Origin of the sequence: Paraburkholderia dipogonis, from assembly GCF_046027395.1 — a bacterium.
Classification (GTDB): Bacteria; Pseudomonadota; Gammaproteobacteria; order Burkholderiales; family Burkholderiaceae; genus Paraburkholderia; species Paraburkholderia dipogonis_A.
The window spans coordinates 23214-37809 of the sequence record NZ_JAQQEG010000029.1; the positions used below are offsets into that span (position 1 = coordinate 23214).

The following is a 14596-nucleotide window of genomic DNA, read 5'->3' on the forward strand; positions in this document are numbered from 1 at the left end:
ACGAAGTCCCTATTGATTACCGGCTCGCCAGTCACACGATCCCACACCCGGCACCAACGCGTAAGCTTTGCCTCGTCCAGCGCATGCGATGGCAACGCTGTGGCGGCCTCACCGCCTGCACACGCCGAACCGTGGTCCGAGTTGAGAAAATATCCGGGATTGTTGCCAACGATTACTCGGTTCTCTCCGCACGGGCAGAGTACTAAATCACCGTCTGTAACGACGTTGCGCCCCGTGTCGGATAATCCGTTGCCCGTTCCGAATATTCGGTGGGTCCCCTTGCAGTTACCACACGTCGCCACGTCGCGGTCCAGCGCGATCTTTTTCCCGTGGTCGGTGATCCTCGTCGAGGAACCAATGACCAGCCCCAGTCGTTGTCGTCGGGTCGCCGTCCCGTACCGCCGCCTTACGCATGAGCATTCCCTGCGTGCGTGGCCGCACTGGTTGGTAACACATAAGCCGAACCCGACAGCGCTGGAAATCGTTTGCCGTCGGTCAGGCAACTGCATAGCCGGAAACACGCTCTGTCACCCGGAAAAGCGGCGATGTTCGCGCTGTCAACTTTGATGGCGTTGCTGCCGTCGTCGTTGGCGACGCCGTCGCTGCGCTCAGTGCGCCAACCAATAACGTCAAAACGGTACATGGTTCCTTTCTTCCGCTGTTCTGGCATGCATAAGTCTCCTCCGTCAATGCATCCCGTGCGCGAAAAGGATGGCTTCGCCAGATGAGCGCCCCTCCTCAGAGGTTTTGTCAAAAACTCGTCATGAGTTGACGGGCTTTAATCGATCGCGCGGATGGTTCGCCTTTTCCAAACAAAAAAACCGACCTTTTTGAGGTCGGTTTTCAGGCCTGTCTTTCCCGGCTGTCGATTTCTTTGACGGCTTGTCGGGACACGTATTCCCGACCGTTGTTGGGACGGACAATTCAAGGCTGCTGCCGCCGCGAGCTTGCGAAACTCGCCGGGCAGGTCATTCTCGTGCGCGAGATGTGCCCCTGCCAATCTGCAAGCCCGCACGTACTGGTGTTGGAATACGGCTTCCGCGCATTCGTACCGTTCCAGCAAGGAATGGTGGTGTGGCCATTTTTGAGGAGGCGTGAACAAGCCGTCCGTTGCCAACGACACAGGGGACGTGTGAGACGTCGCGATCTACGTCTCAATGATGTAGGCAACCAATGGGTCAGAAAAAGCAAAACCTCGTAAGTGCCTGACTTACGAGGTTTTAATCGTTCTGGCGGAGGCGGACTCCGCCTCCGCCCCTTTATTTATCGGGGAAGCGGGGATTTTTATTGTAAAAGTATCCGAAAAAGTACCCGAATATTGAAGGCATTTCGTTAGATAACCCTTTTGGTGAGCTCGATCGAGCCACTCCGCCTTTTTTCCGCCAGACAACGATATATTACGGGCCGCTCAGTCGAATCTTGAAAAACCACCCCATTGGGAGCGGGGCCTCGTCAAGCGTTCTCGGCTTTTCACGGCGATATTAGCCCCGACAGATGCAAAAAAACATGGAGACATGGAGACAAGTGTAGTTTCCTCCTGAAACCATTATTCGGTAAGGCTTTGGCTGCCTCCGAGTGCGTCTCCAAAACACATATTTTCTTGGAGACACTTTGGAGACAGATGCTAGTCAACCACTGTGCGTCGCCAGCACTGAGACTTGCCTGCAAGAACGACCGGTTCCGCTCTTCGCTCAAATGCCGCTGCTCTGGAACGTTGCGCGCAAAAGACTCCCGCGCCCCGTATTCCACTGCTCCCGTCAGCCGAAGTCACAAGATGTCGTTCCACAACTTCAGCACGGGCGGCAGTCACTCGTTCGGCGGCGAGTCCATCGAACTGGTGCCGTTCGAGAGGATTCGCTACACGGACCGCTTCGACGACTCGAACCTGCCCGGCGAAATGCACGTCACCGTTTCTTTTCGGCAGGTGTCCTGCGGGACGGAGCTCAACATCGTGCAGGAGGGCCTGCCCGAGGTCATTCCTGTCGAGATGTGCTATCTCGGCTGGCAGGAGTCGCTGGTTCAACTGGTGCGACTGCTCGAGCCTGAGATTCCCGACTGAGCACGACGGCGTGCATGCATGCTCTGCTGTCACAGACCGAACCTGAGAGGGTGGCTTTCAGAGCATGCACCGCTCCTTCCAGGCTCGTCGATGCTCGAAGCGGCGTGGCGCTGCGCTGCGCGCTTAAGGATTCTGCTAATTCATTTACCTGCTCAAGTCTGTGCGATACCGCGCACTCTTCGTTTGATATAAAGCGGTAAGCAACCTTTCATAATTTTCATGTGCGACTAAACTGAGTTTCAAATGCCTCACGGCAGAAGTAAAAGAAGCGATGGATCGAGGTCAGGCCGAGAAGTCGATCCTGTCAGGATGTGCATTCACGGCACGCGGTGCCATTTCTCGAAAATGGTTTCCAGGCGTGCCTTATTAAGCATGACGAAGGAAGTCGAGAGGGATTCGACGCGCTTAACGAACAACAATGGGACCCACGGGCGGTGGCGCGACGCATGGTATTCACTTCGCCCGGAGAACGGTCCGGCATCGCATTGCCATCGTTCGCGTGAGTCCGGCTTCCACCCAGAGACATGACCGGGACGACGGCGCCGATATTTCTCGACGTCGGAGTGGGTGTGTGCCGCCTTGTTTTCCCGAAGCCATGCATCGGACCGCCGCTCTCGCGTAACCGACCCGCGCACCTATTCATGCGCCGACTCTGTCACCGGCGCGACAAGGAGCTATCATGCCAGCGCAACTCACTTACCCAGGCGTGTATATCGAGGAGCAGTCGAGCGGCGTGCGTACGATCATGGGCGTGGCCACATCCATCGCCGCGTTTGCGGGCGCCGCGGCGCGTGGGCCCGTCAACAAGCCGATCCACCTCTTCAGCTTTTCCGACTACGAGCGCATCTTCGGAGGCCTCGCCATCGATTCGGAAATGAGCTATGCGGTGCGGCAGTTTTTTCTGAATGGCGGCACCGATGCCTATGCGGTGCGCATCGTGAAGGATGCGAGTATCGCTGAGATTACGCTGAGCAGTGTCGCCGCCGCCAACGTACTCAAGGTCATCGCGCTGGATGCAGGCAGTTCAGGCAATGGCATCCAGGTGCGTGTTGACCACCTGACTTCCAACCCGGGCAGTACTTTTAACATCGCCTTTCTCCGCGACGCGGACGGGGCGGCCGAGACGTATCTTAACGTCTCGATGAACTCCGCCGACGCGCGCTACGTATTGGATCTCGTGAACGGAGTCTCGCAGCTCGTCAAGCTCACAAGGCTCGTGGACAAGGCCACGCTCGATGCGCTCGCACCCGGTGCTTCGGGCAGCGCGCCGCAGGTGGACGTGGGCGCGGTGCTGGACGCCAATCACAACGAGTTTCGCGTGTCAGTGAATGGACTGGCGCCGGTCAAGGTGGTGCTGGCATTGCCGGGCGATATCAACGGCGGCACGCCCTCGCAACGGCTGGATTCACTGTGTGCTGCGATCCAGACCAAGGTTCGCGCTCAGTCGAACGGTCTGGCTGCCTATGCGAACCTGACGTGCGCCCGCCCCCCCAACACGCAGCAGATCGTGCTCACCTCAGGCGTGGGTGGCGAAAGCTCGACCGTGCGTGTCATGTCCGGCCAGAAGAACAACGCGACTGGTGTGCTCAAGCTGGGCGCGGAAGCTGGCGGCATCGACGTGGACGCGGTCGCCGTGATCCGGCCGGCGCCGGTGCCCGAGCACGCAACGCTGACGAGCGATGTGTTTGCCAATGCCGATCTCAACTCCCTGCCTGACGCCACACACAGCGTGTTGCGTATCAGCCTGGACGGTTACGGTCCGGATGTGGTGGATATCGGCGCGACTGGCGCCGCCGGAGCCGGCCTTGTTCCCAAGATGAACGACGTGGCCGCGCGCCTGCAGGCCGCCGTCCGCGCGCTCAAACCCGGTAACCCGAGCTACCGGGATTTCACGTCGACTGTCAGCGGCAAAAGCCTGGTGTTGGCCACCGGTTCGCGCGGCGCTGGCTCCTCGATCTCCGTTACCGCTGCACCGGACAAGAGCATCGCTGACGAGTTTCATCTGCTGACTGGCGCCCTGACCACCCAGCCGAACAACGTGCTGCTAACAGGCGGCGGCGAGACGCCTTACGCCGACGCGGACATGTACCCTGCGTTCATAGGCGACCGCTCGGCGCGCGAGGGCCTTTACGCGCTGGAATCGGTCGATCTCTTCAATATCCTTTGTCTGCCGGGCGTGACAGACACCGGCGTGCTGATGGACGCCGCTGCCTACTGCGAGGAACGCCGTGCCTTTTTCGTGATCGACTCGCCGCCATCGGCCGGGACGCCCGCGCAGATGGTGGCTAGCGTCAGCGGCACCGACCTTCCAAAGTCGGATCATGCCGCCGTCTACTACCCGTGGGTGTATATCGCCGACCCACTGAAAAATGGCAAGCTTCGCCTGACTCCGCCGAGCGGAACGGTGGCGGGTCTCTACGCGCGGACGGACGCGGAACGCGGCGTCTGGAAAGCCCCAGCCGGCACTGACGCCACGCTCGTCGGCGTGCAGGGGAGCGCCTACATGCTGACCAATGGCGAGAACGGCGCGCTGAACCCACTGGGCGCCAACTGCCTGCGCACGTTTCCGGTGTTCGGCGCGGTGTCTTGGGGCGCGCGTACCTTGCGGGGCGCAGACGAGATGACGTCCGAGTACAAGTACGTTCCGGTGCGCCGTCTCGCACTGTTTCTCGAGGAGAGTCTGTACCGCGGCACGCAGTGGGTGGTTTTCGAGCCTAACGATGAACCCTTGTGGGCGCAGATCCGGCTCAATCTCGGCGCCTTCATGAACAGCCTGTTCCGGTTGGGCGCCTTCCAGGGCAAGAGTACGCGCGAAGCCTATCTCGTCAAGTGCGATCGCGAGACTACAACACAGGACGACATCAACCGCGGTGTGGTGAACATCCTGGTCGCCTTCGCGCCGCTCAAGCCTGCCGAATTCGTCGTGATACGTATCCAGCAGCTGGCTGGGCAGATTCAGGTCTAAGGAGCTTCGTCATGGCCCAGTTTACCGTCAACGCGCAGCGCTTCGATCCCTACAAGAACTTCAAGTTTCGCGTCAAATGGGATGGCCGCTATGTGGCCGGCGTCAGCAAGGTGTCGGCGCTAAAGCGCACGACGGAAGTTGTCAAGCACCGCGAGGGCGGCGACCAGAGTTCCAGCCACAAATCGCCCGGTCGAACCGAGTTCGACGCGATCACACTCGAGCGCGGCGTGACGCATGACACCGAGTTCGAGAAATGGGCCAACAAGGTATGGAACTACGGCTCCGGGCTCGGCACCGAGGTCTCGCTGAAGGATTTTCGCAAGGACATCACTATCGAGCTCTACAACGAGTCCGGCCAGCTGGTGATCGCCTACAAGATATTCCGATGCTGGGTCAGTGAGTTTCAGGCCTTGCCGGACCTGGACGCGAACGCCAACGCCGTGGCAATCGCGCGTCTGAAGCTGGAGAACGAAGGCTGGGAACGCGACTACGAAGTCGCCGAGCCGGCCGAGATCAGCTTCACAGAGCCGGGCAACTGAGCGCCGAAGTGAACCTTGGGAACGCTATCCGTGTTTGAAGTGACCTCCGCCGAATGGCTTGACATCATCGAGCGCAGTCGCGCAATGCGGCCGGCACTGCGCGCCTGTCATGTGATTGACAGCGTGCTGGGCAAAGAAGAGGGCGCCGCCGAAGCGCTGCCGCTCGGCCAGCGCGATGCGAGACTGCTCGAGTTGCAGCGCGCGCTTTTTGGCCCACGCCTCGATGCCCTGACGCGGTGTCCTGAATGCGACGAGCAGCTGGAGCTGAACCTGAGCGTGGATGATCTGCGCGTAGATGATCCCGGGACGAACGTGGACGCGGCAGGAGCCGAGCGCTCCGTCGCCATCGACATCAACAGCTACCATCTGCGTTGCCGCCTGCCCAACAGCCGGGACCTGGCGCAAGCCGCGCTCGTCGACGATGTCGAGCTCGCACGCCAGACGCTGTTGCAGTGCTGCCTGCTCGATGCGCGTTTCGGCGATACGGCCGTTGATGCGGGCGAATTGCCAGATGCCGTAGTCGATCAGCTGGGACGGGCGCTCGGTGACGCCGATCCGCAAGCCATCAGCGAGCTTGCGTTGCAGTGTCCCGCCTGCGGACATGCATGGAGTGAGCCGTTCGATATTGCGAATTATTTGCTCGATAGCCTGAGCCACTGGGCGGAACGCTGCCTCGATCAGGTCCATACACTCGCGCGCGCTTACGGATGGAGCGAGGCCCAGATCCTTGCACTCAGCCCCGTACGGCGTGCGTGTTACCTTGGGCGGGTACTGCCGTGAGCGGTGACTTCTTTCGCGTGCTCGCGCGCAGGGCCGTGGCGCCGCCCGCAGTGTGGCCACGATCGCCTTCGCGCTTTGAGGAGGGAGGGGCGAGTGCGGCCATAAACACCCGTGATGAGGATAGCGAAGCGCCGCTAATCAGGTCGCCTGCCGAGGTACCGCCAACGCGGCGCGCTCGCCCCCCAAGTGCCACGACTGACCCGTCTCAGAATCGCGAGATGCACGACTCCGCCGAAATACGCGCGGATGCAGCGCCGCGGGCCGTCTTCGAGAAACGCCTCGTCACGCCGGCCGAAACGCCTGCGCCAGTTGCGCGTGTCCGTTTCCCGGACGAGGCGCACGTGGAGACTTCAAAGCGACGCTTGCGCGAGTCGGCACCGGAAGCCGTCGAGAACGATGTTCGCACTGGCGAGGCGCTTCTTCCTCATGTATCGCATCCGGCGTTTACGACGCCGCCGGCTATTGTCCCGGCGGCGCCGCTGGCGACGGATCACCCCAGCGCAGCTGCGGCGGCTCCGGCGCCGGTCGCGCTGCGCAGCCTCATTGAATCGCGGATTGTCGAAAAGCTGACGCCGGAGCTCGTACGGACGACCGGCACGACGACGCCACGCATTGCGGCGACTGCCGTTCGCCAGCAGTCCGAATCTTCGGCGCCGCCGCGCGTGGAGATTCACATCGGCCGCATCGAGATCACGCCGGCGTCTGCTCCCATCGCCGAGACGCGGCACGCCGACACTTCGCTGCAACCAAGGCCACCGCAATCCCTCGACGCCTATCTGGCGCAGCGGCGGCGCACATGAGCACCGCGCTCGGCCTGGCCGCCACATCCGCCACCTTGCAGCAGATCCTTACCAATGGCTTCGTCGCGCTGAAGCTGGACGACGTGCTTGGCACGACTCCCGCGGTAACATGCCTCGCGTCCGAGCGTGCCAACGTTGCGTCGGAGACGCCAACACTCAACATAGCGCTTTACAACCAGACGCGTAACACTGGCTGGTCCAATCTGGACCTGCCTGCCCGCGACGTCCGTGGCGAGCGCACGGCCAATCCCGCGCTGGCCCTCGACCTGCACTATCTGCTGGTGGCCTATGGCGTGAGCGACTTTCAGGCCGAAATCCTGCTCGGCGCGGCAATGCAGATCCTGCACGATACGCCTGCCTTTGGCCGCGAGGCGATCCGCGCGGCACTTACGCCTGCAGCGGGCAAACCCAACCTGCCCAAGCAACTGATACTGGCTGGCCTTGCGGATCAACTGGAGCAATTGCGTGTCACGCCTGTAAACCTGAACGCCGACGAAGTCTCGCGCATCTGGGCCGCGATCCAGTTGCCGGTGCGGCCCGCAGCCGCCTACATGCTGAGCGTGCTGCTCATGCAGACGCAGCGCAGCACGCGCGCGCCACTGCCTGCTACTGAGCGCAACGTCTATGTCATCGGTCTGCGCGCACCGCGCGTGGACCGTATCGAATCGACAGATGGCGCGCACGTCCCCATTTTCCCGACCAGCACCGTGAAGGTCATCGGCGCCGATCTTAAGGCCCGGTCGATGACGTTGCTGATCGACGGCATCGATCAGAGCACGGGCCTCGGCGACTTGTCCAACGATGAACTTCGCTTCACGTTCACTGACGTCTCCGATCTGCGCGCCGGTCTCTGCACGCTGCAGATTCTTCATCCGCAGATGATGGGCACGCCACCGGCGCCGCATGTTGGCGGCGAGTCCAACCCGGGTGTCTTCGTGCTCAATCCGCAGGCAACCTTCAAGGTCGATCCCGGCGCGATCGACGAGACGATCGACGGCGTCACTTATCGCAACGGCAGCATCACCGCCACGGTCACGCCGCCCGTCGGACGACAGCAGCGCGTGCGCCTGTTGCTCAACGAGAAGAATCCGCCGACCGTGCGGCAAGCGCGCGCGTACAGCTTCGATGCGCCGGAGGGCCACGGCATCGCTGCGCCCGCGCAGTCCGCCAGCAGTGTAAGTTTCGCGTTCCGTCGTGTGTTGCCCGGCGCATACCTGGCGAGGCTGAAGGTTGACGCGGGCATGAGTCCGCTGATCGTCGCACCGGATGGACGCTTCGACGGCCCCGAGGTGTCGCCATGAGCGCACGACGCGACCAGGCCCGCAACCGCCGCGCGCTGACGCAGGCGCTGGCGACCTTCGAAGCGCATCTGAGCCGGTCACCAGTCAAACCGATGCCGCTCCTCTCCCGCGACGCGGTTCCACTCGCGCTGCACTCGCTCGCCCAGCCGCTGGGCTTGAGCGCTTTCGAGCGCGATGCGCTTCTCCTGGCAGTGGCATCGCAGCTGGACTCGCGTATCGGTCCGCTGCTGACGCGGGCGCAAGTTGAACTTACCGGGGAGAACGACTCCCGGCCATGGCTTACCGGGCGCCTCGCGCTGGCGCTCTTCAAGGAGTCCAGCTGGGATTCGATCACCCCGGTCGCGCCGTTGCGAAGCTGGCACCTGATCGAACTGGTGGGCGGGCTTGGTCCGCTGGACGCGCGTTGGGCGGTGGACGAAGCCGCTGTACATCACATCGCCGGGGCGCCTTTTCCGGACCCGCGCATTGAACCGTGGATGCCGGCCGTCCGGCTGGTTTCGGCGAAGGCTAGCGATACTGCGCACGACGGCGCGGTCGATGCGCTCGGCGCGGCGTGGGAGGCCTGCGCTTCCCTCGCCGATACACCGGTTGCGCGGGTTAGCGGGCCGGACGGCGAAACGGTGGTGCAGGCTATCGCGCGGCGGCTTGGCTTGTCGCTGCATCGCATGACGGAACTGCCGCCGCACGGAGAGCGCGACACGCTGGCGCGCCTGTGGGCTCGCGAGGCGCTGCTGCGCCGCGGGCTGCTGTGGCTCGACACGCACACACTTGATCAGCGCGATGCGCGCGAGTTCGGAACGTTCATTGATGCCTTGCAGAGTCTCACAGTCATGACCGGCGAGGGCCTTCCGCTGCGACGCGCGCAGCATCGCATGGCCGACGCCGGACTGACTTCCGGACGCCGGCTGGCGCTGTGGCGCGAAGCGCTGGGCGAGCGCGGCGCGGCGGCGTTGACGGGAACGCTGGAACCCATGGCCGAGCAGTTTCAGCTGACGCAGGGCACGGTGCAACGCGTGGCCGAACAGTGGCAGGCAGCCAAAGGCGACGCGAGGCAACTGTGGGAGGCCGCGCGCGACGAGGCGCGCCAGGGTCTCGACGGTCTGGCGCAGCGCATCGACGCGCGCGCGACCTGGGCCGACCTGATCCTGCCCGAGGCGTCGCTGGCGAGCCTGCACACGATGACGTCGCAACTGCGCCAGCGCGTGCGCGTCCATCAGGATTGGGGTTTCGCGGACACGAGCTCGCGCGGGCTCGGCATCAGCGCGCTGTTCAGCGGCGCGAGCGGCACCGGCAAGACGCTCGCGGCCGAGGTGCTGGCGCACGAACTGTCGCTGGATCTCTACCGGATCGATCTCGCCGCGCTCGTTAGCAAGTACATCGGAGAAACCGAGAAGAATCTGGCGCGCGTGTTCGCGGCCGCCGAGGCGAGCGGCGCCATACTCCTCTTCGACGAGGCCGACGCGCTGTTCGGCAAGCGCAGCGAAGTCAAGGACAGCCACGACCGCTACGCGAATATCGAGGTCAGCTATCTGCTGCAGCGTGTCGAAACCTATCGCGGGCTCGCGATTCTGACCACCAATCTGAAGCAGGCCATCGATCCCGCGTTTCAGCGCCGCATCCGGTTTATCGTGCCATTTCCGTTTCCCGACGAGGCGGCGCGCGCGGCGATCTGGCAACGCGCCTTCCCGCCCGCGGCGCCACTCTCCGATATCGACTTCGGCAAGCTGATGCGGCTGTCGCTGTCCGGTGGGCACATCCGCAATCTGGCGCTCAACGCGGCTTTTCTCGCGGCCGACGAAGGCTCAGCCATCACGATGAAACATCTGCGCAGCGCGGCAGAGTCGGAGTTCGCCAAGCTGGAGCGTCCGCTGCCGCCGGCCGAAGTGGGAGACTGGATATGAAACCGCTGCATGTTCCCGCAGTCAGCGTGCGCGTCGGCAGTCTGGCGCTGCACGGTTACTCGAACCGCGACGGCATGCGTCTCGCCGGTGCGTTCGAGAAGGAGCTTGGCCGGCTGCTGGCCTCCGCGCCGCTCGCCGCGCACGGTCTGGAAACCGATGTGTTGCGGCTGCCGCGCTTTCGTCGCAGTGCGAACGAATCCCCGGAGCGCGTCGGACGACGGCTCGCGCGCAGCATCGTGGAGGCGCTCGCACCATGAGCGACGGCGCTGTGCTTACACCCGTCGCGGAGCGCGAGCGCGTGCCGACAAGAGGCGGCGCCTCGCGGCTGTTGCTGCAGCGCAAGTGTGCGTGCGGGGCCGGTGCCGGAGCGGGCGGCGAATGCGAAAGCTGCGCGGCGAAGTCCGTGCTGCAGCGCTCTGCCCATGGGTCTGGAGCGGGAGTGCATGACGCGGATGACACGTGGCCCGCATCGGTCAGTGAAACCCTCGGACGTGCCGGCCGTCCACTCGATCCCGACACACGTTCGTTCATGGAGGAACGCTTCGCCGTCACCAATTTCGGGGGCGTGCGTGTGCATGACGACACCGTCGCCGCGTCGTCCGCGCGTGACATGGACGCGGACGCATATACGGTCGGGCAGCACGTGGTTTTCGGCGAGGGGCAATATCGGCCGCACAGCGACAGCGGGCGTCACCTGCTCGCGCACGAACTGGCTCACACCGTGCAGCAGCAGGGGCTTCAGCGAAGCGGCACACAGAAATTTGTGGACTACGGCCCGGAGTACCACCGGCTCGAAGCTGAAGCCGATCGCGCCGCCGAACGCGTCATGCAAGGCGGCGCGCCGCAATCCGCCGGCTTGCTGAGCGCGAGCGGTCCGCGCCTGTCGCGCAAGTCCTCGTCGAAAGGCGCCCCCGAGCCCAAGGACAAGGACGAGAACGAGAAGCCCACCTTCACGGCCAGCTACGACACGACCAGCTATAACCGCAGCTTCTCGCTGGTCGGCACCTCGGTGCCCGAACGGGCCACCGGCACCGTCGACAAGACCGAAGCCGCCTACAAGATCGATACGCTGGTGCTGCCGCCGCAAAAAGGCGCGAAGGCGGTGGCGCACTGCATGGCCAATCTGGGCTCGCTGGGTGCGGCGTTCGACTGGTCCAGCGGGCCGAAGCCTACCGCGAATAAGGCCGGCCGGAACGAGGCGCGCGATCCGACTGAAACATTGCAACGATCGTGGCTTGCCACGGTGGGCTACAAGTTGGGCAAGGACGCCCACGCGCGCTGGAGCGATGTGGGTGGAGACAAGGTGTTTCCGAGACCACCTGTCGGACCGACCTGCGAACTGGATCACATCCAGGAACTGCAGGTAGGCGGCACCAACGCGGGCGAGAACCTGCAGGTTCTCGACAAGGTGGACAACGCATCCAGCGGGGGGCTGATTCAGCAGCAATTGCGTCAACTGGCCGAACAGGCATTCGACGATGCCAGCAACGCGTTGGGCGGCAAGCGTCCGAAGCGGGTATCGCTGAACTTCGGCGGTGTGGTGATGCAGGGCGCGCCGGTGTGCGGCGTTTGCTGCAAGCTTGCCGGGCGCTTCGTCGATCAGGCTGTCACGGCGGCGAGCGAGAAGGCGACGGTGGACGTGGAAGTGAGCATCGTGGGCAAGAAGTACGTGCTCAAGCTGCCGGCCGACAAGAGCAGGACCATTCCGCTCGACGGCGCGAATGCGGGCGTCGTCAAGGCGATCAAGGGAATGACGCTCGCAAACTACGAGCGCGATCCAAAGGGCAAGGGCCACGACAAGATCCGGGGAACACTCGACGAGAACGCGATCAACGCCAAACCCGGCACCAAAAGCACTATGCTGACGATGGCCATCGGCCCCGACGGCACACTGCAGCCACCCAAGGGCAAGCTGCCCGCGCCCGTCAAGGCGGAGTTCAGCAAGCTCAGTCCGATCACCTTCACCACGCTCTCGGTCGATGCCGACGGCGTGTCGGCCACGGGCACCATCACACCCAGGCTGCCGTTGCTGCCCGAACTGGATGTCGCGCTGGACCCGCAGGGTTTCCGGGTAGGCAAGGCGCTCGATCCCGACAGGATCAAGCCGCCGTTCCCCGGCATGAAGGTCACCGAGGTCAGCATCATGATGGAGCTGGCTCCGGCCTTTAAACCTGTCGGCACGCTGGCCATCGAGTTCGGCACCGCGAAGAAGCTCGCCGATCTGAAACTCAAGGCGAGCGCGGACGACGCGGGACTCGTGCTCAAAGGCGATCTCTTCATCTACATTCCCGGCGTGGATCAGGCCAAAGGCAACGTCACCTACCAGGCGGGACAGTGGAGCGGCGGGGCGCACATCGAGGCTACGAAACTCAAGTTGCCTTTCGTGAAAGGCGGCGCCGTCGACGTGAGCCTGAAAGGCGGCAAGCTTGACGCCGGCGGCAAGGTGAATCTGGAACTGCCGGGTAAGAACGAAGCGGCGCTCGATGTCCAGTACAGCGACAGCCAGTGGGTCTTCAAGGGACGCGGCCGCATCGTCACGAAGAGCAAGTATCTCCAGCCGATCGATGCCGCCATTCTCGTGCGGGACGATCTGTTTCGCGCGACAGGCTCGACGGGCATCGCGTTCGCGGGGCTGGAGGGCGACATCCACGCGACCTACGAGCAAAAGGCAGGCGTGGAGAAGGTATACGGCAAGGGCAGCGTCAAGATCCAGAAGGGCCGGGCGAAAGGGGCGATCGACGTGGAGCTGCACGCCGACGAAACGCTGACCGGCAAGGGCAAGCTCAGCTACGAGATCAAGAAGGACATGGTCGCGTCCGCGGGCATTGTCATCGACGACAAGCAGAAGATCACCTTCGACGGCGAGCTGAGCTTTCCCGACATCACGCTCTTTCCACGTTTTCCGAAGGACGAGACGCCACGGGAAATTTTCAGCGCCTCCGGCAAGATTCCGATTCCGGGCGCGTCGATCGGGCCGATCGGGCTCAAGGTCGAGCTCTACGGCGGACTCGGCTACTACTACTACGTCGGTCCCGGTGTGCTGACCGGCATCCGCGCGACCGCGAAATTCAGCCCGTTCGAGCCGGACCCGGACTTCGCCTTCTCGCTCAAGGCCAAGGCCAGCATTCCAGCGGGCGGCGGCATCACCGGCACGGTGGGCGCGAACGTGGTGATCGATGCCATGGTCGCGGAAGTCGGCGGTGGCTTGAGTGTCGATGCGCGCGCGGGGCTCAAGGGCAAGGCCGAACTCGGCGGCGAGATCAACTACGCGAAGGACCGCTTCAGCGTGGACGCCAGCGCGTACATCGGCGGCAGCATCGAGCTTGGCGCGGCGCTTCGGGCGAAGGTCTTCGCCGAGGCCGGCGTGTGGAAGGCCAAGGTCAGGACCGAAAAAATCTGGACGCTGAAGGAAACGAAGTTCGACACGGGCCTGACCCTGGGCCTGCGCATGCCGCTGCACTACGACAGCGTGGAAGGCTTGCGCCCGCCCGCGCTCGCCGACATCAAACCCGAGCCGCCCGAGCTCAAGGTCGATCCCGGCAAGCTGCTGGGGCACCTGTTCGGCGCGGCCAAGAGCGAGGAAAAAGAATCGTGAGCGGACTCAGCGACGCGCCCAGGCTGCTGAAGGGCGGCATCATCCTGATCGACCCGACGAGCGGCGCGGTGCAGCGCGTGATCGCGCTGCAGTACAACCCGGACCTGCTGACGCGCTCGCTGACCCCGCAGGGTTCGGGCAGCACGGCGGCGGTGAGCCAGCCGCTGCGACTCAAGGGGCCGCCCATCGAAACGATCAAGCTCGACGCCGAAATCGATGCCACCGATCAGCTCGCCTCCGCCGGACAGAACGATGCGATCGTGGAGGTAGGCCTGCATCCGCAGCTCGCGGCGCTCGAAGTGATGGTCTATCCCGACAGCGGGGTGCTGATCCGCAACAACGCGCTCGCCAGCGTGGGCACGCTCGAGATCGCGCCGGTCGAGGCGCCGCTGCCGCTCTTCGTCTGGAGCAAGGAGCGCGTGGTGCCCGTGCGCATCACCGATTTCTCCATTGTCGAGGAAGCCTTCGACGTCAACCTCAATCCGATCCGCGCGCGCGTCACGCTCAACATGCGCGTGCTCAACATCAACGATCTGGGATTCGACAGCAAGGCCGGTCATCTCTACATGGTTTATCACCAGGGCCGCGAACGGCTCGCGGGCATGGCGTCGAGCAGTTCGCTGGCAAGCCTCGGCCTGAGTTCATTGTTCTGAGGC

General features: G+C 63.6%; 10 protein-coding genes and 1 pseudogene. 10 read left to right on the forward strand and 1 reads right to left on the reverse strand.

Translation table 11 applies throughout. From position 1 onward, the window contains the following. Positions 1-406: 406 nt before the first annotated feature. The gene (locus tag PQR32_RS27235) at positions 407-670 is read right to left on the reverse strand and encodes a hypothetical protein (RefSeq protein ID WP_408234183.1); all 264 of its coding nucleotides are present in this window, start codon (positions 668-670) and stop codon (positions 407-409) included. 1095 nt (positions 671-1765) lie between these two features. Between PQR32_RS27235 and PQR32_RS27240 the strand changes: the two are divergent. From PQR32_RS27240 to PQR32_RS27285, 10 genes and pseudogenes are all read left to right on the forward strand, one after another. Beyond that, positions 1766-2059, forward strand: a pseudogene (locus PQR32_RS27240) (SRPBCC domain-containing protein); the annotation flags it as partial. A 733-nt stretch (positions 2060-2792) separates the two neighbouring features. After that, positions 2793-5024 carry a phage tail sheath family protein gene (locus tag PQR32_RS27245; protein ID WP_408234186.1) on the forward strand — a complete coding sequence of 744 codons (2232 nt, stop codon included), beginning with the start codon at positions 2793-2795 and terminating at the stop codon, positions 5022-5024. Positions 5025-5035: 11 nt separating this feature from the next. Then, positions 5036-5563, forward strand: a complete 528-nt coding sequence (locus PQR32_RS27250; RefSeq protein WP_408234189.1) for a phage tail protein — start codon at positions 5036-5038, stop codon at positions 5561-5563. Positions 5564-5647: 84 nt separating this feature from the next. After that, the gene (locus tag PQR32_RS42275) at positions 5648-6343 is read left to right on the forward strand and encodes a T4 family baseplate hub assembly chaperone (protein ID WP_459252007.1); all 696 of its coding nucleotides are present in this window, start codon (positions 5648-5650) and stop codon (positions 6341-6343) included. Positions 6344-6561: 218 nt separating this feature from the next. Continuing rightward, the gene (locus tag PQR32_RS27260) at positions 6562-7143 is read left to right on the forward strand and encodes a hypothetical protein (protein ID WP_408234195.1); all 582 of its coding nucleotides are present in this window, start codon (positions 6562-6564) and stop codon (positions 7141-7143) included. Further along, the gene (locus PQR32_RS27265; protein WP_408234198.1) at positions 7140-8444 is read left to right on the forward strand and encodes a Pvc16 family protein; all 1305 of its coding nucleotides are present in this window, start codon (positions 7140-7142) and stop codon (positions 8442-8444) included. The genes PQR32_RS27260 and PQR32_RS27265 overlap by 4 nt, the downstream gene beginning before the upstream one ends. Next, positions 8441-10345, forward strand: a complete 1905-nt coding sequence (locus PQR32_RS27270; protein ID WP_408234201.1) for an ATP-binding protein — start codon at positions 8441-8443, stop codon at positions 10343-10345. The genes PQR32_RS27265 and PQR32_RS27270 overlap by 4 nt, the downstream gene beginning before the upstream one ends. After that, complete coding sequence (locus PQR32_RS27275) at positions 10342-10602, forward strand: hypothetical protein (RefSeq protein ID WP_408234203.1); 261 nt, start codon at positions 10342-10344, stop codon at positions 10600-10602. The genes PQR32_RS27270 and PQR32_RS27275 overlap by 4 nt, the downstream gene beginning before the upstream one ends. Further along, entirely contained in the window at positions 10599-13940 is a 3342-nt protein-coding gene (locus PQR32_RS27280) for an eCIS core domain-containing protein (protein WP_408234206.1), read from the forward strand. The genes PQR32_RS27275 and PQR32_RS27280 overlap by 4 nt, the downstream gene beginning before the upstream one ends. After that, positions 13937-14593, forward strand: a complete 657-nt coding sequence (locus PQR32_RS27285; protein WP_408234209.1) for a hypothetical protein — start codon at positions 13937-13939, stop codon at positions 14591-14593. Before PQR32_RS27280 ends, PQR32_RS27285 begins: the two co-directional genes overlap by 4 nt. Positions 14594-14596 lie beyond the last annotated feature (3 nt).